Source organism: Bacillus thuringiensis, from assembly GCF_001455345.1.
GTDB classification, from domain to species: Bacteria; Bacillota; Bacilli; order Bacillales; family Bacillaceae_G; genus Bacillus_A; species Bacillus_A thuringiensis_N.
The window spans coordinates 4,265,055-4,290,956 of record NZ_CP013274.1; the positions used below are offsets into that span (position 1 = coordinate 4,265,055).

The window sequence follows — 25,902 nt, forward strand, 5'->3', positions numbered from 1 at the left end:
ATTCAATATACACGAAATCATTTCATTTGTGTATGTCTATTTTGTGAATATTTTCACAAAATATCATAATAAAAATGCACTGCTAATATTAGCAGTGCATTTTTATTATGATAGCGCTTGTGCTAAATCTTCAATTAAATCTTCACCATCTTCAATACCGACAGAAATACGAATTAATGTATCTGTAATTCCTAATTCTTTGCGGCGATCTGCCGGGATGGATGCATGTGTCATTTGAGATGGGATAGAAATTAAACTTTCTACAGCTCCTAAACTTTCAGCAAGTGTAAAGTATTGCAATTTCTCAAGTACTTTATTTAATGTTTCTTCGCTATCTACATCAAATGAGATAATCGCACCAAACCCATTTGCTTGTTCTGTTGCTAGTTCATGGTTTTGATGTGATGCAAGACCTGGGTAATATACTTTATTTACTTTTGGATGATTATTTAAAAACTCAGCAATAGCGCGTGAATTCGTCTCATGTTCCTCCATACGAATTCCTAATGTTTTTAAACCGCGAAGTAGTAAGAAACTATCTTGTGGTCCAAGAATACCTCCTGTTGAGTTTTGTACAAAGTGAAGGTCTTCTGCTAGTTGTGGGCTATTTACAACTACTAAACCTGCAACTACGTCACTATGACCTCCTAAATATTTCGTTGCACTATGAAGCACAATATCTGCTCCTAAAGAAATCGGCGACTGCCAATATGGCGTCATGAATGTGTTATCAATAATTGTTAATACGTCTTTCTCTTTAGCAAGAGTAGATATTTTCTTAATATCAGTAATTTTTAGTAGTGGGTTCGTTGGTGTTTCTACATAAATTGCTTTCGTATTTGGACGAATCGCTTCTTCAACTTCTTCTAGATTTGTTGTATCTACAAATGTATGCTCAATACCGAAGCGATTTAATACTTTCGTAATCACGCGATACGTTCCGCCATACACATCATCTGTTAAAATAACGTGGTCACCTTTTGAAAACAACATAATTGTCGCTGTAATAGCAGCCATTCCTGAACCAAATGCAAATCCAGCATGACCATTTTCTAATACAGCAATCATTTCTTCTAAAGCAGCACGTGTTGGGTTGCCTGTACGTGAATATTCATATCCTTGATGCTTACCAACTGCTTCTTGTTTGTACGTACTTGTTTGATAAATCGGTACGTTTACAGATCCAGTTGAAGGTTCTCCTATGCGAATACCATGAATTAACTTTGTCTTTGCTCTCATTTTTTATTCCCATCCTTTGTATATGTCTTTACTTAAATAGCGCTCACTACTATCAGGAAAAATCGTTACAATATTTGTACCTGGCGCCGCTTTCTCTGCTTCAAGTAAGCTTGCATGAAATGCTGCTCCTGAAGAGCTTCCAACGAGAAGACCTTCCTTCTGCGCTAATTCTTTCACTCGTAAAAATGCATTTCGATCAGAGATTGTATGAATTGCATCAAAATAAGATGTTTTCAAAAATGGCGGGATGAATTCAAGACCAATCCCTTCTGTTTCATGCGAGCCAGCTTTACCACCATTTAAAATAGATCCTTCTGGTTCCACAATAACCGTTTTTATATCTACATTTTTTTCTTTTAAATAAGATGCAGTCCCCATGAATGTACCACCAGTTCCTGCTCCTGCAACAAATATATTAATCTCTCCGTTAAGTGCCGACCAAAGTTCAGGACCTAGTGTTTTGAAATAAGCACGAGGATTTGCTTCATTCGCAAACTGACTTGGAGAGTATGAATTCGGTATGTCATTTACTAACTCTTTCGCTTTTGCTATTGCGCCGGTCATTCCTTGCTCAGTCGGTGTATGCACGACCGTTGCACCTAGTGCTTTCATTAATTCTTGTTTTTCAATACTAAATTTCTCTGGTACACAAACAATAACGCGCAAATCATGTTCTAACGCTGCAAGTGCCAGTCCAATACCAGTATTTCCAGCAGTCGGTTCAATAATTGTTCCGCCCTGGGTAACAAGCCCTTTTTCGAGCGCATCTTCGATTAATTCTCTTCCTAAACGATCCTTAACGCTTCCACCTGGGTTATAAAATTCAAGCTTCGCAAATAAACGGACCCCTTCTGGAAGTGAAAAACGAGTAATTTCTACAATTGGTGTATGACCAATTAACTCATGAACTCCACGATATACATTCATCGTGTTCTCCCCCTTATTTGCCAATAAAGAAAAGGCAACTGTATGTATTTTCTTTATATGAGACAGTTGCCTTTTTGTTACATTACTTTAACTCTTCTAATACTTTTACGATAAAGTTTGTAGAATGAAGAGCTGCTTGATCTAAAAATTGATCAAATGAAACATTTGATTCTTTACCAGCAATATCAGAAAGTGCACGAATGATAACAAACGGAACTTCATATTGGTGGCATACTTGTGCAACAGCTGCTGCTTCCATTTCTACTGCATAAAGATCTTCAAATTTATCACGAATGGCTGCAACGCGGTCCGGATCACTCATAAATGAATCGCCTGTTGCAATCATACCTTTTACAACTTGAATATTTTCTTCTGCCTGCATACATTTCTCAGCTAATGCAACTAATGCTTCATCAGCCTTGAATCCAGGCGGCATTCCTGGTACTTGACCATACTCATAGTTAAATGCTGTTACATCTACGTCATGATGACGAACTTCTGTTGAAATCACTACATCTCCCACATTTAGAGAGTGATGGAATCCACCAGCTGAACCTGTATTGATTACTTTTTCAGGCTTATATCTTTCTAATAAAATTGTCGTTGACATCGCTGCATTTACTTTACCAATACCAGACTTTAACAAGATTACTTCATGTCCTGCTAATAGTCCTTTCGTAAATTCACAACCCGCAACCGTTTCTGTTTCTGCTTGTTCTAATTTGTCACGTAAAATACGTACTTCTTCTTCCATTGCTCCAATTACAGCAATTCTCAATCTAATCCCTCTTTCTATTGCTTAGTTGCCTCCATTACCCACACGAAATGATTTAATCTCGTAAACGTTACATGGAAGCCATTGTTTTCAAAAATAGATTGCATGACCGGAATACGTGTATAGTATTCTGTTTGCAAATCGTTTGCTAAATCGTAAAAACCTCTTTGTTTTGCTGCTTCAATAGTTTTATCATATGCATCTTGATCTGCAAATATCGTATCAGCAAACACTATTTTACCACCTTTGTTTAGTAATTGACTATACTTCGCAATCGCTACATTTTTTTCATCATCTGTTAAATGATGAAATGCATAGGTGCTTACAATGGTATCAATTGAATTTGGGACTTCAAACGAAAGAAAATCACCTTCTGTAATGGAAAACTCTTGCGGTAATTTCTCTTTTGCAATCATGCGCATTTCACGTGACGGTTCTATACCGTAAACTGTGCGGCCGGCAAGTAATAATTTATTTGTTAAATTACCTGTACCAACACCAAATTCTAATACATGACCAAATGACTTGTTAACTACATCCTCTAGAATGTCCTCATAATGGGCGAAAACTTCTTTATATTGTATATCTTCGCCTTGTACGAATGAGTCGTACGTATGAGCCCACTCATCAAATAAACCATTAAATTCTGTACCCATAAAAATTCCCCTTTTTCTTATCGGTTTTATCAGTATGATATTCCCTCTTTCTAAAAATGTCAATTGAAATGTACATGGTATTTCCTTCTTTTCTTTGTTACACTATAGTTGATTACATAGGAGAGGGGCCGTCTTCATGTCATTTACCTTTGAAATGTTAGAAGATAAAGTAGAATTTTTTGAAGCGGGAGACTTAGCTTCTTTAGAACGAAAAATTAGTGAACAAATCGATAATAATAAAGCACTTATGCTTGAAGTTCATCACATCTCACATCAAATGGTTATGGATCCCGAAAGCAAAAGACCGTATTATAGCGCGGTTGTTCATTTTAAATTAAAGAAATTACGCTAACTAAAAAAAGAGAAGCTCCTTAGGAGCTTCTCTTTTTTTAGTTTAGAGTTTGAACAAGTACTGGTTTCCAGCCCTCATTATCTACCCAATCAATATTTACATAATATCTTTTACCTGATTGTTTATCTTGTACGTTACCGTAAGCTTTATTTTTACCGTTATTTCCGATTCGATGAATAACTAATTGCTCTACTGGAACGTCAATTGCAGCTGAGATCGCTTGATTCATCTCATTCCAATCTGCTGTACCTTTTTTAAACGTCATCGCAGGTGTTGCACCTTGCTCTGTACCTACTGGCTTCCAAGAAGATTTCGTATAAGCGTCAGTTGCCTTTGGCTGTGTTTTTTCAGCTGCTACTTTCTCGTTAGCCTTCGCTTCTTCTTCAGCTTTTTTCTGTTCTTCTTCAGCCTTTAGCTTCTCTTCTTCTTCTTTCTTAGCCTCTGCCTTCTCTTGTTCATTCTTCTTCGTCTCTTCTTTGCCCTTAGCTTTCTCAGCTTTATTCTCTTTCGTTGTTTGCTGAGCTACTTTTTTGTCACTAGAAGACGCTTGTTCTTTTCTTTCTGGAACAAACAATTGATATGATACAATAGCTACTAATATTAATACAATTGCGATTGCAATATTTAAAACACCGTTTTGACGACGTTTTTGTTGTTTCTGTTGGAATCTAGATCCTCCTGCCATTCTTCAAACCTCCATGCAGTTTTTCATACTTGCTATTGTAACATTAAATCTAGAAAGGTTGAACATTTACAATAATATTTTCACGAAATGAAAACATTTCACTATGAATTGCAAGATTACTTTTCATTCTCTAATTGATGGATTGATTCTACAATAGCTTTGAAAATAGGTGTAACTGTATTTAACTTGCTATTCGTTTCTATATCCACGACAACTAAAGCATATCTTGGATTTTCATATGGAAAATAGCCCGCAAACCAATGATTCTCTTTCGTCCCTTTTCCTGTTTGCGCTGTCCCAGATTTTCCGGCAACACTTAGCGGCAATGATTGGAATGCTGCTCCTGTTCCTTTCTCCGTTGTTACAACACTCCTTAATAACTCTTGTAATGTTTTCACTGTTTCATACGAAAGCTGTTTTCCACCTAATGTATGGTCTTCAAATATATAAAAGTCCGTTCCGTTTTTATACATTATTTTTTCAACAGCTTTCACTTCCATCTTTTCTCCACCTCTAGCAATTGTCGCCATCATATTTGCAATCGCTAGAGGTGACAGACGTACATCTTTCTGTCCAATTGCTGTTTGCGCTACCGCCTTTTTACTATTCTTATTTCCTTCACTCTCCCAAATCGTAACACTCTTCTCCTCTGGCATTTGCTCAAAATGAGTTGTATGAAATACAGGACCTTTCCACCCAACCTTATCAGCGGCTCCTAAAGCCACTACGTAAGTTTCTAACACCATCTTATCCTTTTGTATCAACTCGTTACCTAACTCTGCAAATGTCCTGTTACAGCTTCTAGCAAAGCTCTCTTTAAAACTAAGTGTACCCATCATAACTTGTGGGTGGTCTTCGCCATATAAATCTTTATCACAATTAAACGCGCGATTAAAAACATTTTTATTTTGATCAATCACTGCCGCTGCAACTATTGTTTTAAAAACAGAACCGGGAAAATGTGGTGTTAACATTTGATTTTCAAGCGTAGTTTTATATAAAGCCTCATCTTTCACCTGTACAGATGGTTTACTGACCATCGCCAAAATTTCATTCTTCTTTACATCAAGTAACACTAATCCCCCCTTCTTTATTCCGCTTGCTTCAACCACTTCTTCTGCTTTTTGCTGTAATTCGTTATGTAAAGTAGTTTGAATCGTCACTGGGTAAAATGGATTTCCAGGCGACGTATATTTCGCTTGTTTCCCAAAAATCGGTTCTCCTTGTCTGTCCACTTGATACAATACTTTTGCCCCTCCATCGGTCAAAAGAAATTCATCAAATGATTGCTGTAATCCTGAAATGCCAATTGGCGTTTGTTTTGAAATTTTTCTTACTCCTCCGTATCGTTTTTGAAATTCCCGTTCATTCTCACCCACATCGCCAATTAAATGATTTATCACGCTAGTTTGCCGTAAACGAACTTCAGCTGCTACTATGCCTAATACATTTAATTGATTCACCTTCTCCATCTGCTCTCGTGCTAAGCGAAATGGTCCATTTCCTCTTTGCATGATAAATGCACTTTTCTTATCTTTCATTTGACTTTCAATCTCTTGTCTCGACATACCAATGATATGTGCAATCTTCTCTAACATGCCATTTTTTATTTGTAGAAATGGAAAAACAATTAACACTGGATACTTTTGCTCACCTATTTCCTTACCGTTTCGGTCTATAAAATGGCCTCGTCCATCATCTATCGTAATAGATTGCGTCCGTTGTGTAACACTTTTTTCGATTAAATTAATCTTACGATCCGTAAATGATTCCGTATCTGTAATTTGTATTTGAATTAAACGACAAAGTAATAAAAACATAACACATATAAAACAAATTAATACAATTGTAACTCTCCGTTTTATTTCCATAAAAAACACCTCGTCTATTGTAGTTTAGACGAGGTACCATTTTATTTATACAAGCTACAAAACAAAAATACATATTACATAAGCTGTTATTGCTTCTTTGGCTTCTCTAGAAATTTCATAAGAAGCGATTTAAATTCTGTTTCATTCACCCCAGTGTTTTTGGCAGCTTCAATTACAGTAGGTGTTACGTTAGCCGCTACTTTTAAATATTCCTCACTTAAATTATTCATTTCACTTCTTTTTTCTTTAGCATTCTCGACTGTTACAGAATCAATACAAGCAATCATTTTATCTACAATTTGTAAGTAATTATTTTCTGCATCTATTATTTTTTGAATATCATCTTTATTACTTACTTTCGATTGTTTCAAATATGTATATGCTTGATTTACTTCATCCTTTAAAATTTTATCATTATTCTTCGCCTGTTCTTGCAACATATTCTTCATGTCATCTATTGTTTTTTGGTCCATTGAGTCTCGCAATAAATAATCTGGATTCCCAATCGCATAATCATACTTAATTGTTACATTTTGAAACATTTTCATCACAATAGCTAATTGATATGCTACATCAAAATCATCAAATTCCTTTTTATCTTGTGGATTTTCTACGCTTTTTGGACCCTCAGTTGCTCTAGTATCCTTTTTTTCTTCTTGCTTTATTTTTTCGCCCTTTGATGATGTAGTTTCCTCATTCGTTCCACATGCAACGAGCCCTAATATGGATATACTACAAACCAGTCCTGTAAAGATTTTATGTTTCATAATTAGCCCCTTTTCCCTATTAAAACCTATAGTTCTTAATTATGATATCAAAGCTTAAAGTAACTTTTTGACATTTTCTGTCGAACCGTTCAAATGTTCATACATTTTTCCATTCTACAGATAAAATAAAAAAAAGATTCTCCCGAGGGAGAATCTTTTTTTTATTTTACAGAGATAATCTCTACTTGCATTTCTCCGCCTGGTGTTTGAATTGCTACCTTCTCACCAATTTGCTTACCTAATAAGCTTTTTGCGATTGGAGAATCGTTAGAAATTCTTCCTTCAAATGGATCAGCTTCCGCACTACCTACGATTGTGTAAGCTTCTTCATCTCCATTTGGTAATTCTTTAAATGTTACAGTTTTACCCAATGTAACAACAGTAGATTCTTCGCCATTATCTGTGATGATAACTGCGTTACGAATCATGTTTTCTAATTGTGTAATACGTCCTTCTACGAACGCTTGCTCATCTTTCGCTGCGTCATACTCAGAGTTCTCAGAAAGATCTCCGAAGCTACGTGCAATCTTAATGCGCTCTACAACCTCTTTACGTTTTACCGTTTTTAAATCCTCAAGTTCATTCTCTAGCTTTTGCTTACCCTCTTGCGTCATAGGGTATGTTTTTTCTGTTGCCATATTTTCCACTCCTTTTATATACCAATCCCCCGAAAAAAAAGAGGAGTTCCATATGAAAACTCCCCCACTTATATAGCGGAGGTTTCTAGCACGCATGCACTAGCGGAGTTGTCACATACAACCCCGTATTCCCAATTCTTCTTTATATAAAGAAGATATGTATGGAAAGTTGATATAAATATGCCCTCACCTATATATAGATGAGGTTGCATGTTTCATTGTATTCGATAGGAAGGGAAAAAATCCCTTCCTATCGTATATCTTTTACTATGCTATTACAAATTTACTTTTTGTTCAAGAATTGTTGCAATTTTTGTAACCATAATATCAATTGCAACGTGGTTTTGTCCACCTTCAGGGATAATAATATCCGCAAACTTCTTAGAAGGCTCAATAAATTGATTGTGCATTGGACGTACAACACTTACGTATTGATCAATAACTGAATCCATCGTACGACCGCGCTCTTTAATATCACGCTGCATGCGGCGCAGGATACGAAGATCCGCATCTGTATCAACGAATAGCTTAATGTCCATTAACTCACAAAGACGTGGGTCTTCTAAAATAAGAATTCCTTCTAAAATGATTACATCTTTCGGCTCAACTGGAATAATTTCTTCTGAACGCGTATGCAATGTATAGTCATATACAGGCTTATCAATTTGCTCATATGCAAGCAACTGCTGCAAATGTTCAATTAACAGATCATTATCAAACGCAAGCGGATGATCATAATTTGTTTTTAAACGCTCTTCCATTGGTAAATGGCTTTGATCTTTGTAATAATAATCTTGCTCTAAGATTAAAATAGAATGACCTTTAAAATGGTCAAAAATCGCTTTCGTTACACTCGTTTTACCTGATCCCGAACCACCAGCAATTCCAATTACAACAGGCTTATTCGTCCCCATTCGACTATCACTCTTTCTTATTGAAGTATGCTTTTGCGCATCATATTATTCACATACACTCGTTGATCCACTTTGAATTTCACGATTTGCAACGGATGTCTCGCTGCATCTAATTCGTTTCCATCCTCATCCCAAATTTTCTCCACCGTCTGCGTAAAGTTTTCTATTTCTGGCCCAAAGAACTCCACTTCATGTCCTGGTTTGAAATGATTACGTTGCTCAATCGTTACGATGCCCGTTTCTTCATTATAATCTAACACTAAACCAGCGAAATCATACGTTGTTTTCTTACTATGATTTCCAAACATTTGCTCTTGATGTCCTGGAACCCCTTCAAAGAATGCAGGAGCTGTATCACGATTTGCACATTTATCAAGCTCATCTAACCATTCTTGTTTAAACTCAAAGTTATCAGGATCCGCACAATATGCATCAATTACTTTACGATATACAGTCGCTACTGTCGCTACGTAATGAATAGATTTCATACGTCCTTCAACTTTTAAGCTATCGATCCCAATTTCAATCATTTTCGGAATTGATAAAATTAAATTTAAATCTTTTGGACTCATTGCAAAGTGAGCATCTTCTTCTTGGAATAGAGGAAGCTCTTTTGCATCTTTATGTTGTGATACCGTTTGAACTAAATCATAGTCCCAGCGGCAAGATTGACAACAACCACCACGGTTAGAGTCACGCGCTGTCATATGGTTACTTAACGTACATCTTCCTGAATATGCGATACACATTGCACCATGGACGAATGCTTCAATTTCAATATCCACTTTTTCTTTAATCTCTTTCATCTCTTCATAGCTTGCTTCACGAGCTAATACAAGACGATGTAAACCTTCTTCTTTCCAATACTGTGCTGCTTTCCAGTTGGATAGTGATTGTTGTGTACTTAAATGCACCTCAACAGTAGGTGCTACACGTTTACACGTCTCAATAATAAGCGGATCAGCAACGATAATTCCCGTTACGCCAGCTTTTTCAATCCCTTTTAAATATTCCTCTAGCCCGTCCATATTTTCATTATGTGCAAAGATATTTGTTGTTACATATATTTTTGCTCCATATTTCTTTGCAAATTCAACACCTTCTGCCATTTCTTCCAGTGTAAAGTTACCTGCATTCGAACGAAGACCAAATTCTTGTCCACCTAAATATACAGCATCTGCCCCATAATGGATAGCTACTTTTAATTTTTCTAAGTTACCCGCAGGGATTAACAGTTCAGGTTTCTTCACAATAACGCGTTTGCCATCGATCACTCGTGAAATTTCTTGTACAGTCATTTCCTACACCCTCCTCGTTTAGTAAACCGTCTCTTTAAAGAAGAATCCTGTATCTAACGGACGATTTACCGGTTGCATTTCTTCTATCTCTTTATATAAATCGTCTTTCACGTCATAATACGCATCACGATCTTCTACACATAAATCAATAGCTTTACGATACTTCTTCGTTACCTCAATAATGTATGCAGAGCTTTTTAGTACACCATCAATTTTTAGGCTATCTACTTCACCATCGATTAATTCCTCTAATTCATCGATGAAACAAATATCGTTTGGACTCATAATGTGAGTACCATTTTCATCTTCATAAATTGGATATTTATTGTTACGCTCTGGATCATATAAGAACATATTCTCTTCATATTTTTTCTTTTCAATGTCAAGATTACGTCCTTGATACTCAAAGTAGTTTCCTACTAATGAACGCTTCGATTGGAACATACAAGTCATACCGTGAATTTGCACTTCAAGTTCCACTTCAGCATTTTCTTTTAATTCAACAATTTCATCTAAGCTGAGCTCACGAGCTAATACAGCACGTTTTGCTCCTCTTTGTCCCCAATAGTTACAAGTAAACCAGTTTGTTGCTGTTGTTTCTGTATTCCAGTGCAATTGCATATTTGGCGCTACTTCGCGAACCGCCATTAATACTGCTGGATCTCCGAAAACAATTGCATCTACATGTACTTCATTTAAAAATGCAACATAATCTGTTAATTCTTCTACTTTATCGTTGTGGAACATAGCGTTCATTGCTACATATACTTTTACACCATTTTCATGTGCAATCTTCACAGCTTGTTTCACATCTTCACGTGAAAATTCCCCTGCTAAACGTAAACCAAACTTTTGCTCACCGATCATTACCGCATCTGCTCCTGCTTGCGCAAGAGGTTCGATATCCGCCACTGCTTTTGGCGTTACTAACAATTCAGGTTTTTTCATACCTTGGTCACCCTTTCTTTTTACTAACAGCTACTCCATCACCAATTGGGAAAATCGTTGTATCATATCCTTCATGGTTCATAAGCCATTCATTGTACGTCTTAATACGACGGATTAAACCACGTGTACGTCTGTTTTCAATTTTCTCTTTAGTCGTTACAAGTCCATGGTACATAACATTATCTGAAATAATTACGCCACCAGGATTTAATAACGGTTCATATAAGTCAAAAAAGCGACGATATTGTCCTTTTGCTGCATCAATAAAAATAACGTCAAATGTTCCATGTTCTTCTACTTGCTCGCCTGTTTCTAACGCATCACCGTAAATAACGGAGATACGCTCTTTAACTGATGAGCGTTCTATATATTCAAGTGCTTTTTCATATCGATCGCGATTGCGCTCAACTGTCACAATGCGAGAATTTGGAATAGCTTGCATCATACGAATACTAGAATAGCCAATTGCTGTACCAAGCTCTAAAATGCTTTTCGGTCCAATTAAACGTAAAAATTGCAACATAAATTCCATTCCAAGTCGATCCATAATCGGCACATGATTTTCTTTCGCATAGTCTTCCATTTCAAGAATTAATTTATCTTTTGGATCAATAAATGATAATAGGTACTCGTTAACTGCATCCTCCATAATGGTCCTCCTTATTTACATGGAGAAGTGCCTCTATGACGTCTTTTCACACATAGAATGCAATAAAAATACAAGCCAGCTTCACCCTTAGCTTGTACGTCCCGTTTTGATATTAAAAACGATTCTTCTGCCAGTTTTTAACCCGATATATTTTACCACAAAAAAGAGGGATGTGCGACCTTTTTCGCTATCCCTCCCCATTTCACTGTTTTTTCGTAATATATTTTTGCTTTAATGCATTATGCTCTTCCAATGTTTTCGCATAGTATACTTCACCAGTTGGTGCAGCTAAGAAATAATAATAATCTGTTTGTGCAGGCTCTAACGCCGCTTCCACTGAATGTTTACCAGAGTTTGCGATTGGGCCAACCGGCAATCCTTTCACAACATACGTATTGTACGGTGAGTTTATTTTTAAATCTTCGTATAATACACGTTGTTTATGCTTTCCAAGTGCGTATAATACCGTTGGATCAGTTTGCAGTGGCATACCTTTCGCTAAACGATTATAAAAGACACTAGAAATCTTTTGACGATCTGTAAAGCCTGTTGCCTCTTCTTCAATAAGTGAAGACAATGTTAAAAGCTGATGAACATCCCAGTTTTTCGCTTTCATTTTCGCCTCGTTTTGAACAATGATTGCATTTGTTTTTTCAAGCATTGGAATTACAATTTCTTCTAACGTCGTATCTTTTTTATAGAAAGAGTACGTCGCAGGATATAAATAACCTTCTAATGGATATTTAATATTGCTATCAAAGATTTTATCCGTTAGTAACTTCGGATACTTTTTCTGCATTTTTTGAATAAATGCTTTATCGTTTAATTGACGTACGACATCATCTTTATTCCACTTTAATTCGTTTGCAACCGTTTCTGCAATTTCGGTTACTTGTGCCCCTTCTTTTATCGTCACTTTATAAAGAGCTGGACGATGTACATTACCAGATGACATTTGTTCTATAACATCTTTCGCACTCATTGAAGGATTTAATAAATATGTACCCGCTTGTAAATTTTTAGATTTAGCCTTTGTATAAAAACTAAAAACTGTACCGTTATTCACAGCACCTTTTTCTTCTAAAATCTCACCAATTTTACTAGTAGATGATCCCTTTGGAATTTCTACTTCAATCTCTTTTTTATTCCCGCTATCAACTGGTCCTAATGCGGATGAAATATACGCATAGACTGAACCACAAACTAAAAGCAGTGCAATAATCGAAAATAAAAAAATGCGTCTACGCTTCTTTTTCACTTGATTCTCTACCAAAACTCTTCCTCCTTATTCAATTGTAGGCCATATGTACATATTTCTATACAACACGATACAAAATCACAATAAATTTCCCTATCATTTTTGACAGATACTTTATTTTTTCTACAATCCGTCTCATTATACTACAAAGGATTACACAGTTTCGACAAAAAATCTTTCATTTTACATATAAAAAAAGGTGGACTATATGTCGTCCACCTTTTCAATACTTGATTATTCAGCTTCTTGCTCATCAGCTAGAGTGTTGAACATTTCTTGTACCATTTCCCACTCTTCTTCTGATTCGATTGGAAGTAAACTTCCGCCCTCTTCTTCATTTTGCTCATAAGCCATTGCATCATAAATTGGGTCTCCATCTTCGTCTACTTCACCGATTGGAGAGAAGACTACGTATGATTTTTTGCCGAATTTTTCAGCATCAAAAGTGAAAATAATTTCACATAAATGTTCGTTACCTTTTTCGTCTACAATTGTAATTTGATTTTCTTCCATTTTGGTCACCTCTTATTTACTATCTAAAAATCCTTGTAAGATTACGACTGCAGCCATCTTATCGATTACTTGCTTTCGCTTCTTACGGCTTACATCAGCCGAAATGAGCAGACGTTCCGCTGCCATCGTTGACAAACGCTCGTCCCACATTACAACGTCTAATTGTAACAGCTCTCGTAGGTTTTCTGCAAATTGTTGGCACGCTTCACCACGCGGGCCAATTGTACCATTCATATTTTTAGGTAAACCTACTACTATTTTGTCCACATTGTACTGCTTTACTAACTCAGAAATACGGTCAAAACCAAAGTAACCTCGTTCTTCGTTAATTTTAATTGTTTCCAATCCTTGTGCTGTCCAGCCCATTTCGTCGCTAATTGCAACTCCGACTGTTTTTGTACCTACATCTAAACCTAATATCCGCATAAACTACTCCTCACGATGATGTTTCAAGTAAGACTTCACAAGCTCTTCAATTAACTCATCACGTTCAAGCTTGCGAATGATGCTTCGCGCATCTTTATGGCGAGGTATGTATGCTGGGTCTCCACTTAATAAATAACCGACGATTTGGTTAATCGGATTATAGCCTTTTTCTTGAAGTGCATCATACACAGTTAAAAGTACATCATTTACATGGACACTCTGTTTTTCATCTTGAATGCTAAACTTCATTGTTTTATCAAAACCGTCCATTTCAAGCACCTCACTTATATAGTAAGTATAGGGAGAAGAACTTCTCCTCTCCCTACCATTGTACACTACTATCTCTTTATTTTGAAACAGATTTAACGTACTCTTGTACAAATGCTAAAGCTTCCTCAACTTGCGCTGGGTTTTTACCGCCCGCTTGTGCCATATCAGGACGGCCACCACCGCCACCGCCACAACGAGAAGCTACTTCTTTCACAAGTTTACCAGCATGGTATCCTTGGCTAATTAAATCTTTCGTTACGCCAGCTAAGATGTTTACTTTATCATCATTTACAGACGCTAATACGACAACTGCTGATTCTAATTTATTTTTCAGATCATCCATCATCGTACGTAAGTTGTTCATATCTGCAACATTTACTTTTGCCGCTAATACGTTCACGCCATCAACTGTCATTACTGAATCAGTTAAGTTTCCAGCTTCGATATTGCTTAATTTTGCTGCAAGAGATTCGTTTTCTTTTTGAAGTTGTTTTACTTCAGCAAATAAACCATCTACTCTTGTTAAAATGTCTTTCGGATTTGTTTTCATTTTTCCAGCCGCTTCTTTTAATAAACCTACTTGATCGTTCATTAATTCATAAGCAGATTTACCAGTTACCGCCTCAATACGACGAGTTCCTGCACCGATACCAGACTCAGCAACGATTTTGAAAATACCGATAGAAGCTGTGTTATCAACGTGACAACCACCGCAAAGCTCTAAGCTATAATCGCCAACTTGTACAACGCGTACAACATCACCGTATTTTTCACCGAATAATGCCATTGCACCCATTTCTTTCGCTTCTTCGATTGCTTTTTGAGAAATCTCAACATCAATACTTTCCCAAATTTTCTCGTTTACGATACGCTCAATTTTTTCTAATTCGTCAGCTTGTACTTGACCGAAGTGAGAGAAGTCAAAACGTAGACGTTCAGAAGTTACAAGAGAACCTGCTTGGTTAACATGCGTTCCAAGTACGTCTTTTAATGCTTGGTGTAGTAAGTGAGTTGCTGTATGGTTTTTCACAACGCTACTACGGTTTTTCGTATCGATAATAGCTTTCACAGCCGCATCTTTCGTTAACGTACCTTCTTCCACAACAACTTTGTGCAAGTTTTGACCGTTTGGTGCTTTTTGTACGTCTTTTACAAGAACTTTCACGCCATCAGCAAGAAGGTAACCACGGTCTGCAATTTGTCCGCCGCTCTCAGCATAGAATGGTGTTACATCAAGCATTAGTTGTCCTTCTTCGCCAGCTTGTAAGCTGTCTGTGTATTCGCCGTTTTTCACAAGTGCAACAACGTTACTTTCTGTTGCAACTGTACCGTAACCAACGAACTCACTCGCTACTTTCACTTCTCCAAGTACACCGCCTTGAACTTGCATAGAATCAACGTCTTGACGAGCAGCACGTGCACGCTCACGTTGTTTTTCCATTTCATTTTCAAAGCCTTCTTGATCAACTGTCATACCAGCTTCTTCGGCATATTCTTCTGTTAATTCAATTGGGAAACCGTATGTGTCATATAGACGGAACGCATCTACTCCAGAAATAACAGTTGTTTTTTCTTCTTTTGCTTTTGCGATAACTTCAGCTAAAATTGCTTCACCATCATGAAGTGTTTCGTGGAAACGCTCTTCTTCATTTTTCACAACTTTTGCGATGAAATCTTTCTTCTCAAGTACTTCTGGATAGAAGTCTTTCATTACTTCTCCAACAACCGGTACTAATTCAAACATGAATGGACGGTTGATGTTTAATTTCTTCGAGTAACGAACAGCACGGCGTAATAAACGACGTAATACATAACCACGGCCTTCGTTAGATGGAAGAGCACCGTCACCAACAGCGAATGTCACTGTACGGATATGGTCAGCAATTACTTTAAACGCCATATCTTTTTCTAAGTCACCATTACGATACTTCTCACCAGAGATTGTTTCTGTTGCACCAATCATTGGCATGAACAAGTCTGTGTCAAAGTTTGTAGGCACATCTTGAACGATAGATGTCATACGCTCTAGACCCATCCCTGTATCGATGTTTTTCTTAGGAAGTGGTGTATATGAACCATCTGGATTATGGTTAAATTGAGAGAATACAAGGTTCCATACTTCTAAGTAACGCTCGTTTTCTCCACCTGGATATAATTCCGGGTCACTAAAGTCATTACCGTAAGCTTCTCCGCGGTCATAGAAAATCTCTGTATTCGGTCCACTTGGTCCTTCACCGATATCCCAGAAGTTTTCTTCTAAGCGGATGATGCGCTCTTTTGGAACACCCATTTTCTCATTCCAAATTGTGAATGCTTCTTCATCTTCTGGATGGATTGTAACGGATAGTAATTCTTTATCGAATCCGATCCATTTGTCGCTCGTTAAGAATTCCCAAGCCCAAGTAATTGCTTCTTCTTTGAAGTAATCACCGATTGAGAAGTTCCCTAACATTTCAAAGAATGTATGGTGACGAGCTGTTTTCCCTACGTTTTCAATATCGTTTGTACGAATTGATTTTTGAGCGTTTGTAATACGTGGATTTTGCGGAATTACGCGTCCATCAAAATATTTTTTTAATGTAGCTACACCACTATTAATCCATAGAAGAGATGGATCTTCATGCGGAACTAGTGATGCACTAGGTTCTACTGCATGTCCTTTTTCTTGGAAAAAGTCTAAAAACATTTGACGAATTTGTGCGCCTGTTAGTTGTTTCATTGTATTTTCCTCCTTAAATATAAAAAACTCCCGTCCCTATAAAAGGGACGAGAGTTAACTCGCGATACCACCCTAATTATGAATTGATTACAATAACAATCAATTCATCACCTCATGGTGCCGTAACGTGGCAAGACGGCAGTGATTAGCTGCTCTCAGGATTAGCTTTCTGTTACCCTTCATTTAAAGCTTCTTTCAGCCATATGGAAGCTTCTCTCTATAAATGGACTGTAACGTACTTGTTCCGTCATTGATTTAATGTATTATATGACTAAATATAATAGAATTCTCTTAAGTTTGTCAATGTAGATAATCATTTATATTGTATTAATTGCTTATTAATCATAGGTATTCTACTATTCATTCTTAACAGCCTTTTCATATATTATGCATGTATGAATAAATTGTACTACCTCTACGAACTTTTCTGGATACTTTATTTTTTTCATAATCAAATTATCAATAATAAAGGAGCGATTATAATGACAACCTTATTGAACAAAGCTAAAAATATGTTAACGACTGACGAAACGATATTATTTTACACTGCATGTTCATTAAATATATTTATTTATCGTTCCGTTGCACGACCAGGACTGTTAATTTTAACGAACAAACGGCTCTTCTTTTACGGACCAGGTGTAAGTAAGAATCTATTATTTGAGGAGTACTCTTTTGACAAAATTTCTGACCTAAAAGAACAAAAGTGCCTTTTCAGCAATCAAATTATCTTTATGTATGATAATGAATGGAAAAAAATAAAACATATTCAAACAAATGATATAAGCACTCTCGTTCAACAAATACACGAGCAACTCTCTAAATAATCATAGCCCTCTACTCTTATAAGTAGAGGGCTTTCCTATTACACATTCTCTTTTTTCAAAAGAGGTCTTATATGAACAATCACTGTACGAATGACTGCTAAAATTGGAACTGATATTAATAATCCTACAATTCCTGCCACTTCTCCTCCAACTAGTAATGCAAGCATAATAATAACAGGATGCATGCGAAGCGACTTACCAACGATGTAAGGGGATAAAATGTTACTTTCCAAAAATTGCAAAATAGCAATCGTAATTCCAGCCTTAATAAGTAAACTCGTTGATACCGTTGCCGCAATCATTAATGTCGGGATCGCTCCTAAAATAGGACCAAAGTATGGTATTATATCCGTTACCCCAATAATAATGCCGAGTAATAATGGATATTTCATACCGATAAACCAAAAAGAAAGAACAGATACGCCCCCTAATACTAAGCAAACAAATAACTGCCCTCGAATATAACTTCCGAGTGACTTATCAATTTCTTTCGCCAGTATTTGTCCAGTACTCCGCCACTTACTCGGGACTAGTTTCCAAAAGATATGATAAAACTCACCGTAATCTTTTAATATGTAAAATACAATGAACGGTATTAAGAAAATAATAAGCAACGAATCGAGTACACCACGAGCTGTACTCATCACTTTATTCAAAAGTGATTGTATCTTTGTTTCTACACCAACAAAAATTTGTTTTACCTTTTCATGAATAAATGATGGGAAATTCGCTGTTTGTTCTGTGACGCCATCCATCCAAGAATCATACATTTTTGTAAACTGCGGAAATTGTTCATTAATCTCTTGTAATTGCTTAATCACAACTGGCGTTCCTTTATAAATGCCATAACCGATTCCACCAAAGAAAAGGATGTAAATAAGCAAAATAGCAAGTGTACGTGGCATCCCTTCCTTATGAATTTTTTCAATTAAAGGATGCAATAAATACGCAATAAAACACGCAATAAGAAACGGTGTAATTGCTACTTTACATACAAAAATAATCGGTGCCCATAGCGGCTTAATTTTTAAAAAGACGAGCAAGCAAAGAAATACGAGTAACAATAACCCTAAACGATATATCCAAATAATTTTAAGATTCTTCACACGAAAAACCTCCTCCACCTTTATTTTGAAAATAAATAGGGTAGGTTATGTGCAAAAGTTTTAAAATCTTTTCGTACAGACCATACTGTTTTGTAAAGACATACATATACATAACATAACAAGGACAACCACCCCTGAGAATGCAGCATGAAACAATATAATCAGGAGGGCTCATAATGGTTTTATTTATGCTCATATTATCTGCACTTTTTATGATTCTTGAATGGATTTGTATCGGGTTTGGTATTTGGAAAGGTTTCTTTATTCGTTCTTCACGAAAAGAAAGGGCAAAGCAATTATTTCATTACGGCATGCTTGGCGTTGGATGTTACGGCCTATCCTATCTCTTCTCTGAAATTGGACTTTTATATTTGCATACAAGCGCATAAAAAAACTCCCTTATGATGAAGGGAGTTTTTTACACTTATAAATAAGATTTAATCATCTTACGTGCTTTTTTCATATTACGTTTTGAAAATACATCTTGTTTGCGAGCATATTGATACGCTGCCGCCCCAACACCTAATGCGATTAATGAATTGCGTAGATTCAAAGTAAATCCCCCTTTTCGTTATCCGATTGTTCTTTCATTCTCATCAAATAAATCATCAAGAGAGCTTAATGAACCATCTTCCTCTACTTGATGCGTATGGATTTTCCCCTTTGAAACCGATAATTCGATATAGCAATTCCAGCAATAAAATTGGTTGACACCTATTTTTCCAATGTCTTTCCCTTTGCAATTTGGACAAATAAACATATGGCTTTCATCTCCTTACAGTCTCCCAGATTCTATTCGCCATTATGTCCAAACCGCATTCATTTATACATTGCTGGAGCCTTTCAACGTTATACGTTTGAAAGTTTCACTATATAATCTCACCTTGTTACATGAAATCATACGGTGAAATGTTTTCCACGTCCATTTCTTCACCATTAACTGTTACCATCTGTACTTCTCCTTGTGATTCTTGCAAACGACTAGCTAAAGTCGTTTGACGCATTGCATCATCAAGGCGATTTACACCAGACTGGAAAGCGGCTTCCTCCCCACAAATAATAAGGAACTTCTTACTTCTTGTAATACCAGTGTAAATTAAATTACGACGTAACATGCGGTTGTAACTTTTTACAATTGGCATAATCACAATCGGAAATTCACTACCTTGCGATTTATGAATCGAACAACAATACGCATGTGTAATTTGATTTAAATCCGGCTTTGTATATGTTACCTCAATTCCATCAAATGAAACGATAATCATATCTTGTTGCTCCACGTTCTCTTTCGCATAAAACACTGAAACAATTTCACCGATATCACCATTAAACACTTGGCTCTCCGGCTGATTAACGAGTTGCAAGACTTTATCGCCTCGTCGGTATACAACATCACCGTAAGCAATTTCTTTACTCTTTTCCCTTTTCGGATTAAACACTTCTTGCAAAGCTTCGTTTAGTACATTAATACCGGCCGGTCCACGATACATCGGGGCCAATACTTGTACATCTCTTGCGCTAAATCCTTTTGTCTTAGCATTTTCACAAACCTTCTTAACAACCTCAACAATTTGGGCTCCTGTGCAGCCGATAAATGAACGATCTTTTTGATTTTGCGCCAAATCTGGCGGAAGCGTGCCGTTTTTTATCGCATGGGCAAGTTGAATTACTGATGAGCCTTCCGCTTGACGATAAATTTCAGTAAGCTTTACTGTTGGAACTGCACCTGCATTCAATAAATCTTTCAATACTTGACCAGGTCCTACAGATGGCAATTGATCTTCATCGCCTACAACGATAACTTGAATGTTAGTCGGCAATGATTTAAATAGCTGATTTGCAAGCCAAATATCAACCATTGAAAATTCATCAATAATGAGTAATTTCCCTTGTACCGGATCTGTTTCATTACGCTGGAAAGACCCTTCTGGCGTCCAGCCAAGTAAACGGTGAATTGTACAAGCTGGAAGCCCTGTTGATTCACTCATTCGCTTCGCTGCCCTTCCTGTTGGAGCCGTTAATAATATCGGAAATGGATTATCATCACTGTATTCATTCGGATTTAACGATAGCCCGTGAAGTGACGCATACATTTCAACAATTCCTTTAATAACTGTTGTTTTCCCTGTTCCTGGTCCACCTGTCAATAACATCATCGGTTTATGAAGTGCCGTTTGAATTGCTTCTTGCTGAAGCGGTGCATATTGTACGTTCAGTTGTTCTTCAATTTCACCTAATGTTTTTAACACTTCTGCCTCTGGAAATGAAGGTGTTTCTTCTTGATTCATAAGCCTGCGAATGGACTTTACAACACCTTTTTCAGAGTAGAATAACGTTGCTAAATACACTCGCTCTTCTTCTATGATGACTTTCCCTTCACTTTGCATCGTTTCAATACAGCCTACAATATCTTCCTCAGTCACTCTTCCTTCTTGATTGTTTAAAAGTGACATCGTTTCTCTTACAAGTTGGTCTTTCCTCATATAAACGTGACCAAGTTGTAATGAGACATTCTCTAATGTGTAAAAACATCCTGCGCGTACACGGTCGTCGTGATTACCCGATATCCCTAACGCACGCCCTATATCATCCGCTCTTCCAAAACCAATCCCGTCCACTTCTTCGATAAGTTGGTACGGGTTATTACGAATCACTTCTAATGTCATCTCTTTATATTGTTGGTAAATCTTAATAGAAAGCTTCGTTCCAAAACCGTAACCATTTAAAAAACTCATTACTTTCTCTAGCCCTTGATGCTCAACAATTGTCTCATATATTTCCTGCGCTTTTTGTTTGTTGACAACACCATTTAACGCCTCAGGGTCATCCATAATTTTAGAAATAGCATGTTCTCCGAGATGATCTACAATTTTTTCAGCTGTACGCTTTCCTATCCCTTTAAATAAATCACTCGCTAAATATTGCACCATACCGGCTTTCGTTTGCGGCAATTCTTTCTTAAACGTTTCGACCATATATTGTTTTCCATACTTCGGATGGTCTTTAAAATGACCTGTCAACGTAAACACTTCATCTTCATGCATGCGGGGAAAATGACCGTTTATCATTACTTTCTTTTCGTCGTACGTTTCATTCGTTTCAATGACTTTCATACTGACAACGGAATAGAGGTTTTCTTCGTTGTGGAAAATGGTATGAAGAACTTGCGCTTTTATAAACTTTTTCTCTTCCTCAAACAAATCCATTGCATGTTGATTTCCCATCTTTCCTCTCCTTTCCGGTTTCGTTTCACTTTAATGAGCAGTACATCCCCCACCTATTTAGATGAGGGATAACTACCCATTAACTATATTTTCATCTTATTCAGCTTCTTGCTCTAATAAACGAACACCATTACCAGCTAAAAAGTGATCTGGCTGAATTTCAATTGCTTTCTTAAATAAAGCGAGAGCTTTCTCGTTATTATCTTCAAATACGTATGCAACACCTAAATTATAATACGCATCTGCATGCTCTTCATCCATTTCTAATACCTTTTCAAAGTAAGGCTTCGCCTCTTGAATATGTTCTAGTCGTGCAAAGCAAAGTCCACACTGGAACACAGCTTCTACATCGTTTTCATCTAATTCTGTTGCTCTTTGTAAAAACGGCAGTGCAAGACGATCATTTCCAAGTTGTACATGTGTAATACCTAGCATAAACGTTACATCAGCTGATTGTAATCCAGATTGCATCGCTTGTTCAAATACAGCTTTAGCCTCTGCAAATTTCTCTTGACCGTAATATACATTTCCTAATCCATAATAAGCAGCCGCAGATTTATCATCTAACTCTAAAGCACGTTTATAAAATAAAATTGCTCTCTCACTGTCACCTAGTACATCTAATAAGTTTGCAAAATTAATATATCCAAGCGCATCTTTCGGATTTTCTTCGATTGCTTCTGTGAAATTTTTAGCAGCTTCTTCCCAATTTCCTTCTTGCATATATTGAATACCTGTTTCAAGTTTGTTTGACATGTCCTTCACCTCTACAACAAATTATAACAAAGAATGTATTTTCCAAGCGAACGAAAATTCGCTTTATGTAAAAGAAACCTCTAACCGCGAATCGGCAGAGGCTTCTCGTTTTATCCTAAATAATCCAATTTCTTACCGCTACGGTATACTTCATCAATTGTAGCACCACCTAAGCACTCATCTCCATCATAGAAAACAACTGCTTGTCCTGGTGTAATTGCACGAATTGGCTCATCACAAAGAATACGAACTGTATTTTCATCAACGATTTGAACCGTTACTTTATTGTCTTCTTGACGATAACGGAATTTCGCCGTGCACTTAAATTCTGTTTCTTTTTCTTTGTTACTTACCCATCCTACATTCGTAGCAATAACTTCATCACCATATAGAAGTTCGTTATGGAATCCTTGATCAACATATAAAATGTTTTCTTTTAGATTTTTCCCAACAGCAAACCATGGATCACCATTACCACCAATTCCAAGGCCATGACGTTGTCCAATTGTATAATACATTAAACCGTCATGCTTCCCTTTCACTTCACCAGATAATGTTTGCATTACACCTGGTTGTGCTGGTAAGTAGTTACTTAAGAAATCTTTAAAGTTACGCTCACCAATGAAGCAAATACCTGTACTATCTTTTTTCGCCGCTGTCGCTAAGCCAGCTTCTTTCGCCATTTCACGAATTTGCGGTTTCTTTAATTCACCTAACGGGAACATTGTTTTTGATAATTGCTCTTGGCTTAATTGATTTAAGAAATACGTTTGGTCTTTATTGTCATCGACGCCGCGAAGCATTTTATATTCGCCGTCCATATAAGCAACACGTGCATAATGACCTGTCGCTACATAATCAGCACCAAGCGCAATTGCATGCTCTAAAAATGCTTTAAATTTAATTTCTTTATTACACATTACATCTGGGTTTGGTGTACGACCAGCTCGGTATTCATCTAAGAAGTACGTAAATACTTTATCCCAGTATTGTTTTTCAAAGTTTACTGCATAATACGGAATACCAATTTGGTTACACACTTCAATTACATCATTGTAATCTTCTGTCGCTGTGCAGACACCATTCTCATCCGTATCATCCCAGTTTTTCATAAAAATTCCGATTACATCATAACCTTGCTCTTTTAATAAAAGAGCTGCTACAGATGAATCGACGCCACCGGACATCCCGATGACAACGCGTGTTTCGTGAGGTAGTTTGTTCATCATGTCACCTCCCATGCTAATTTTGTGTTAATCGCTTCACGATTTTCACTGTTTCGTACGCCGCTTTCTCAATTTGCTCTTTCATATTTCCAAGTCCGAAACTAAAGCGTACGGATGAACGTATTTGATCGGAGTCTTTTCCGAACATCGCCACTAATACATGTGATGGATCAATTGAACCAGCTGTACAAGCCGAACCACTTGACACTGCAATGCCAGCTAAGTCTAAGTTCACAAGAAATGGTTCAATGTTCATTCCTGTAAAACTAATATTAAGCACATGTGGTAAGCGATATTCTAAGTTTCCGTTTACCTCGAAAGTAATGTCTTCATTTTTGAAGACAGATACCATTATATCTTTAAACTCTTCATATTGGGCATTTTTTTGCTCACGAGTTTTTTCAGCTAACAAAATTGCTTGCTGTAACCCAACAATACTTGGTACATTTTCAGTACCAGCACGGCGTTTTCTTTCCTGCTCCCCGCCTATTAATAGCGGTTCAAATTTCACATTTGCACCAGCGTATAGGAACCCTACACCTTTTGGTCCGTTAATTTTATGAGCTGAAATTGATAATAGATCAATGCCAAACTCTTTCACATCAATTTCTACTAAGCCGTAAGCTTGTACCGCATCTGTATGGAAATAAGCTTGATGCTCTTTTAGCAGCTTACCTATTTCCGCTATGGGTTGCATCGTCCCAACTTCATTATTCCCAAACATAACGGATACGAGAATTGTCTCTTCTGTTAATGCCTTTTGTATGTCAGAAATTTGAACGCGACCTGTTTCATCGACAGGTAAATATGTCACTTCAAACCCTTCACGCTCTAACAATTCACACGTATGCAAAATTGCATGATGTTCAATTTGCGTCGTTATAATATGTTTACCTTTATGACGGTTCGCACGCGCCACACCGATAAGCGCTAAATTATCAGCTTCTGTACCACCGCTCGTAAATATAATTTCACTCGGATTCGCATGAATGCTACGTGCACATGCGCGTCTCGCCTCATCTACTGCATGGCGCGTTTGACGTCCATAAAAGTGAATACTAGACGGGTTTCCGAATGTTTCTGTCATATATGGAATCATCTTTTCGACCACTTCTGGGTGAGTCGGAGATGTCGCAGCATGATCTAAGTAAATGCGTTCCATTAAATCTCCTTCTTTCCAAATCGTTTCACAAGGAATTAAATGTAAAACATATAGCCCCCGTGATTTTCTTCCTCGTAACGTACTAAATCTTCTAACGTTGTACTATCTAACACTTCTTGCACCGCATCACGAACACGCATCCATAATTGGCGTTGTGCTGGCTCTTCTTCTTCTATCATTTCTACAACACTAATCGGACCCTCTAATACACGGATTACATCCCCAGCTGTAATGTTAACCGGCTGATCTGATAATACATATCCGCCATATGCTCCGCGTGTACTCTTTACTAGACGAGCATTACGAAGTGGTGAAATTAATTGCTCTAAGTAATGTTCAGATAAATCATGTGCCTGCGCAATTGATTTTAATGAAATTGGACCTTCACCAAACTTTTTTGCAAGATCGATCATAATTGTTAAGCCGTAGCGGCCTTTCGTTGAAATCTTCATCTATTTTGCACCTCTTTTCAAATTTTCACTTCTATTGGTTATATCTTATTTATAAAAGCACACAATTTAAAATCCTATGAAATTATAGCATAATATAGTATTATAAGAAATTTCAACTTGTGTATCAAAATGATAACATAAAATCACATTGAAAAACTCGGAAATTATTACAATTGAAAGAAAAATGAAAATATTAATATTTATTTTTCCCTCAAAACAGCATCCTATTTCAAATTCCAATAAA

The 25,902-nt window shown here is 36.8% G+C and carries 28 protein-coding genes and 1 other annotated feature; of the genes, 3 read left to right on the top strand and 25 right to left on the bottom strand.

Annotated elements, in window-relative coordinates; translation table 11 throughout:
• Positions 1-105: 105 nt before the first annotated feature.
• The 4 genes from ATN06_RS22270 to ATN06_RS22285 form a co-directional block, all read right to left on the bottom strand.
• Positions 106-1,239: a bifunctional cystathionine gamma-lyase/homocysteine desulfhydrase gene (locus ATN06_RS22270; RefSeq protein WP_060632347.1), complete on the bottom strand. Its 1,134-nt coding sequence runs from the start codon at positions 1,237-1,239 to the stop codon at positions 106-108.
• Between the two features lie 3 nt (positions 1,240-1,242).
• Entirely contained in the window at positions 1,243-2,166 is a 924-nt protein-coding gene (locus tag ATN06_RS22275; protein ID WP_060632348.1) for an O-acetylserine dependent cystathionine beta-synthase, read from the bottom strand.
• Between the two features lie 82 nt (positions 2,167-2,248).
• Positions 2,249-2,944 carry a 5'-methylthioadenosine/S-adenosylhomocysteine nucleosidase gene (gene mtnN, locus ATN06_RS22280; RefSeq protein WP_060632349.1) on the bottom strand — a complete coding sequence of 232 codons (696 nt, stop codon included), beginning with the start codon at positions 2,942-2,944 and terminating at the stop codon, positions 2,249-2,251.
• Between the two features lie 14 nt (positions 2,945-2,958).
• A complete protein-coding gene (locus ATN06_RS22285) occupies positions 2,959-3,597 on the bottom strand; it encodes a class I SAM-dependent methyltransferase (protein WP_060632350.1) in 639 nt (212 codons plus the stop codon).
• Positions 3,598-3,733: 136 nt separating this feature from the next.
• Here ATN06_RS22285 and ATN06_RS22290 point away from each other — a divergent pair, with 136 nt between their 5' ends.
• Positions 3,734-3,949, top strand: a complete 216-nt coding sequence (locus ATN06_RS22290) for a YrzA family protein (RefSeq protein WP_000010984.1) — start codon at positions 3,734-3,736, stop codon at positions 3,947-3,949.
• 37 nt (positions 3,950-3,986) lie between these two features.
• Here ATN06_RS22290 and ATN06_RS22295 read toward each other — a convergent pair whose 3' ends face one another.
• The 13 genes from ATN06_RS22295 to alaS form a co-directional block, all read right to left on the bottom strand.
• A complete protein-coding gene (locus ATN06_RS22295) occupies positions 3,987-4,634 on the bottom strand; it encodes a YrrS family protein (protein WP_060632351.1) in 648 nt (215 codons plus the stop codon).
• A gap of 116 nt (positions 4,635-4,750) precedes the next feature.
• A complete protein-coding gene (locus tag ATN06_RS22300) occupies positions 4,751-6,505 on the bottom strand; it encodes a peptidoglycan D,D-transpeptidase FtsI family protein (RefSeq protein WP_060632352.1) in 1,755 nt (584 codons plus the stop codon).
• An 86-nt stretch (positions 6,506-6,591) separates the two neighbouring features.
• On the bottom strand, positions 6,592-7,272 hold the full coding sequence (locus ATN06_RS22305) for a hypothetical protein (protein WP_060632353.1): 681 nt from the start codon (positions 7,270-7,272) through the stop codon (positions 6,592-6,594).
• A gap of 161 nt (positions 7,273-7,433) precedes the next feature.
• The gene (greA, locus tag ATN06_RS22310; protein WP_000179966.1) at positions 7,434-7,910 is read right to left on the bottom strand and encodes a transcription elongation factor GreA; all 477 of its coding nucleotides are present in this window, start codon (positions 7,908-7,910) and stop codon (positions 7,434-7,436) included.
• A gap of 275 nt (positions 7,911-8,185) precedes the next feature.
• Positions 8,186-8,824, bottom strand: coding sequence for a uridine kinase (gene udk / locus ATN06_RS22315; RefSeq protein WP_000537079.1), 639 nt, complete (start codon positions 8,822-8,824; stop codon positions 8,186-8,188).
• A gap of 17 nt (positions 8,825-8,841) precedes the next feature.
• Positions 8,842-10,122: a peptidase U32 family protein gene (locus tag ATN06_RS22320; protein WP_060632354.1), complete on the bottom strand. Its 1,281-nt coding sequence runs from the start codon at positions 10,120-10,122 to the stop codon at positions 8,842-8,844.
• Positions 10,123-10,140: 18 nt separating this feature from the next.
• Positions 10,141-11,070 carry a peptidase U32 family protein gene (locus ATN06_RS22325; RefSeq protein WP_060632355.1) on the bottom strand — a complete coding sequence of 310 codons (930 nt, stop codon included), beginning with the start codon at positions 11,068-11,070 and terminating at the stop codon, positions 10,141-10,143.
• Positions 11,071-11,077: 7 nt separating this feature from the next.
• Positions 11,078-11,719, bottom strand: coding sequence for an O-methyltransferase (locus tag ATN06_RS22330; protein WP_060632356.1), 642 nt, complete (start codon positions 11,717-11,719; stop codon positions 11,078-11,080).
• A 202-nt stretch (positions 11,720-11,921) separates the two neighbouring features.
• Positions 11,922-12,992: an endolytic transglycosylase MltG gene (gene mltG / locus ATN06_RS22335; RefSeq protein ID WP_060632357.1), complete on the bottom strand. Its 1,071-nt coding sequence runs from the start codon at positions 12,990-12,992 to the stop codon at positions 11,922-11,924.
• 219 nt (positions 12,993-13,211) lie between these two features.
• Complete coding sequence (locus ATN06_RS22340) at positions 13,212-13,490, bottom strand: DUF1292 domain-containing protein (protein WP_000392245.1); 279 nt, start codon at positions 13,488-13,490, stop codon at positions 13,212-13,214.
• Between the two features lie 12 nt (positions 13,491-13,502).
• Positions 13,503-13,916 carry a Holliday junction resolvase RuvX gene (gene ruvX / locus ATN06_RS22345; protein WP_060632358.1) on the bottom strand — a complete coding sequence of 138 codons (414 nt, stop codon included), beginning with the start codon at positions 13,914-13,916 and terminating at the stop codon, positions 13,503-13,505.
• A 3-nt stretch (positions 13,917-13,919) separates the two neighbouring features.
• Positions 13,920-14,186 carry an IreB family regulatory phosphoprotein gene (locus tag ATN06_RS22350; RefSeq protein ID WP_000348590.1) on the bottom strand — a complete coding sequence of 89 codons (267 nt, stop codon included), beginning with the start codon at positions 14,184-14,186 and terminating at the stop codon, positions 13,920-13,922.
• 76 nt (positions 14,187-14,262) lie between these two features.
• On the bottom strand, positions 14,263-16,905 hold the full coding sequence (alaS, locus tag ATN06_RS22355) for an alanine--tRNA ligase (protein ID WP_060632359.1): 2,643 nt from the start codon (positions 16,903-16,905) through the stop codon (positions 14,263-14,265).
• A 40-nt stretch (positions 16,906-16,945) separates the two neighbouring features.
• Positions 16,946-17,165 (bottom strand) — a binding site (T-box leader).
• 222 nt (positions 17,166-17,387) lie between these two features.
• On the opposite strand from alaS, the gene ATN06_RS22360 reads away from it, so the two are divergent.
• Positions 17,388-17,732: a PH domain-containing protein gene (locus tag ATN06_RS22360; protein WP_060632360.1), complete on the top strand. Its 345-nt coding sequence runs from the start codon at positions 17,388-17,390 to the stop codon at positions 17,730-17,732.
• Between the two features lie 38 nt (positions 17,733-17,770).
• Here the strand turns inward: ATN06_RS22360 and ATN06_RS22365 are convergent, their stop codons facing one another.
• Entirely contained in the window at positions 17,771-18,838 is a 1,068-nt protein-coding gene (locus ATN06_RS22365) for an AI-2E family transporter (RefSeq protein ID WP_060632361.1), read from the bottom strand.
• A gap of 176 nt (positions 18,839-19,014) precedes the next feature.
• Here ATN06_RS22365 and ATN06_RS22370 point away from each other — a divergent pair, with 176 nt between their 5' ends.
• A complete protein-coding gene (locus ATN06_RS22370; protein WP_060632362.1) occupies positions 19,015-19,227 on the top strand; it encodes a hypothetical protein in 213 nt (70 codons plus the stop codon).
• Positions 19,228-19,262: 35 nt separating this feature from the next.
• Here ATN06_RS22370 and ATN06_RS22375 read toward each other — a convergent pair whose 3' ends face one another.
• From ATN06_RS22375 to cymR, 7 genes are all read right to left on the bottom strand, one after another.
• The gene (locus ATN06_RS22375) at positions 19,263-19,391 is read right to left on the bottom strand and encodes a YrzQ family protein (RefSeq protein WP_001053553.1); all 129 of its coding nucleotides are present in this window, start codon (positions 19,389-19,391) and stop codon (positions 19,263-19,265) included.
• Between the two features lie 18 nt (positions 19,392-19,409).
• Positions 19,410-19,598 (bottom strand): hypothetical protein, encoded by a 189-nt coding sequence (locus ATN06_RS22380; protein ID WP_000469281.1) that lies wholly within the window; start codon positions 19,596-19,598, stop codon positions 19,410-19,412.
• A gap of 127 nt (positions 19,599-19,725) precedes the next feature.
• The gene (locus tag ATN06_RS22385) at positions 19,726-22,062 is read right to left on the bottom strand and encodes an SF1B family DNA helicase RecD2 (RefSeq protein ID WP_000528089.1); all 2,337 of its coding nucleotides are present in this window, start codon (positions 22,060-22,062) and stop codon (positions 19,726-19,728) included.
• Positions 22,063-22,158: 96 nt separating this feature from the next.
• On the bottom strand, positions 22,159-22,818 hold the full coding sequence (locus tag ATN06_RS22390) for a tetratricopeptide repeat protein (protein ID WP_060632363.1): 660 nt from the start codon (positions 22,816-22,818) through the stop codon (positions 22,159-22,161).
• Positions 22,819-22,928: 110 nt separating this feature from the next.
• Positions 22,929-24,044, bottom strand: coding sequence for a tRNA 2-thiouridine(34) synthase MnmA (gene mnmA, locus ATN06_RS22395; RefSeq protein WP_001038010.1), 1,116 nt, complete (start codon positions 24,042-24,044; stop codon positions 22,929-22,931).
• Positions 24,045-24,060: 16 nt separating this feature from the next.
• The gene (locus ATN06_RS22400) at positions 24,061-25,206 is read right to left on the bottom strand and encodes a cysteine desulfurase family protein (RefSeq protein WP_060632364.1); all 1,146 of its coding nucleotides are present in this window, start codon (positions 25,204-25,206) and stop codon (positions 24,061-24,063) included.
• Between the two features lie 35 nt (positions 25,207-25,241).
• On the bottom strand, positions 25,242-25,658 hold the full coding sequence (gene cymR / locus ATN06_RS22405) for a cysteine metabolism transcriptional regulator CymR (RefSeq protein ID WP_000704117.1): 417 nt from the start codon (positions 25,656-25,658) through the stop codon (positions 25,242-25,244).
• Positions 25,659-25,902: the final 244 nt, after the last annotated feature.

Coding starts and splice junctions, on each gene's coding strand:
- ATN06_RS22270 (WP_060632347.1), bottom strand. CDS start 1,239: ATGAGAGCAAAGACAAAGTTAATTCATGGTATTCGCATAGGAGAACCT.
- ATN06_RS22275 (WP_060632348.1), bottom strand. CDS start 2,166: ATGAATGTATATCGTGGAGTTCATGAGTTAATTGGTCATACACCAATT.
- ATN06_RS22285 (WP_060632350.1), bottom strand. CDS start 3,597: ATGGGTACAGAATTTAATGGTTTATTTGATGAGTGGGCTCATACGTAC.
- ATN06_RS22290 (WP_000010984.1), top strand. CDS start 3,734: ATGTCATTTACCTTTGAAATGTTAGAAGATAAAGTAGAATTTTTTGAA.
- ATN06_RS22295 (WP_060632351.1), bottom strand. CDS start 4,634: ATGGCAGGAGGATCTAGATTCCAACAGAAACAACAAAAACGTCGTCAA.
- ATN06_RS22300 (WP_060632352.1), bottom strand. CDS start 6,505: ATGGAAATAAAACGGAGAGTTACAATTGTATTAATTTGTTTTATATGT.
- ATN06_RS22305 (WP_060632353.1), bottom strand. CDS start 7,272: ATGAAACATAAAATCTTTACAGGACTGGTTTGTAGTATATCCATATTA.
- greA (WP_000179966.1), bottom strand. CDS start 7,910: ATGGCAACAGAAAAAACATACCCTATGACGCAAGAGGGTAAGCAAAAG.
- udk (WP_000537079.1), bottom strand. CDS start 8,824: ATGGGGACGAATAAGCCTGTTGTAATTGGAATTGCTGGTGGTTCGGGA.
- ATN06_RS22320 (WP_060632354.1), bottom strand. CDS start 10,122: ATGACTGTACAAGAAATTTCACGAGTGATCGATGGCAAACGCGTTATT.
- ATN06_RS22325 (WP_060632355.1), bottom strand. CDS start 11,070: ATGAAAAAACCTGAATTGTTAGTAACGCCAAAAGCAGTGGCGGATATC.
- ATN06_RS22330 (WP_060632356.1), bottom strand. CDS start 11,719: ATGGAGGATGCAGTTAACGAGTACCTATTATCATTTATTGATCCAAAA.
- ATN06_RS22340 (WP_000392245.1), bottom strand. CDS start 13,490: ATGGAAGAAAATCAAATTACAATTGTAGACGAAAAAGGTAACGAACAT.
- ruvX (WP_060632358.1), bottom strand. CDS start 13,916: ATGCGGATATTAGGTTTAGATGTAGGTACAAAAACAGTCGGAGTTGCA.
- ATN06_RS22350 (WP_000348590.1), bottom strand. CDS start 14,186: ATGGACGGTTTTGATAAAACAATGAAGTTTAGCATTCAAGATGAAAAA.
- alaS (WP_060632359.1), bottom strand. CDS start 16,905: ATGAAACAACTAACAGGCGCACAAATTCGTCAAATGTTTTTAGACTTT.
- ATN06_RS22360 (WP_060632360.1), top strand. CDS start 17,388: ATGACAACCTTATTGAACAAAGCTAAAAATATGTTAACGACTGACGAA.
- ATN06_RS22370 (WP_060632362.1), top strand. CDS start 19,015: ATGGTTTTATTTATGCTCATATTATCTGCACTTTTTATGATTCTTGAA.
- ATN06_RS22380 (WP_000469281.1), bottom strand. CDS start 19,598: ATGTTTATTTGTCCAAATTGCAAAGGGAAAGACATTGGAAAAATAGGT.
- ATN06_RS22385 (WP_000528089.1), bottom strand. CDS start 22,062: ATGGGAAATCAACATGCAATGGATTTGTTTGAGGAAGAGAAAAAGTTT.
- ATN06_RS22390 (WP_060632363.1), bottom strand. CDS start 22,818: ATGTCAAACAAACTTGAAACAGGTATTCAATATATGCAAGAAGGAAAT.
- mnmA (WP_001038010.1), bottom strand. CDS start 24,044: ATGAACAAACTACCTCACGAAACACGCGTTGTCATCGGGATGTCCGGT.
- ATN06_RS22400 (WP_060632364.1), bottom strand. CDS start 25,206: ATGGAACGCATTTACTTAGATCATGCTGCGACATCTCCGACTCACCCA.
- cymR (WP_000704117.1), bottom strand. CDS start 25,658: ATGAAGATTTCAACGAAAGGCCGCTACGGCTTAACAATTATGATCGAT.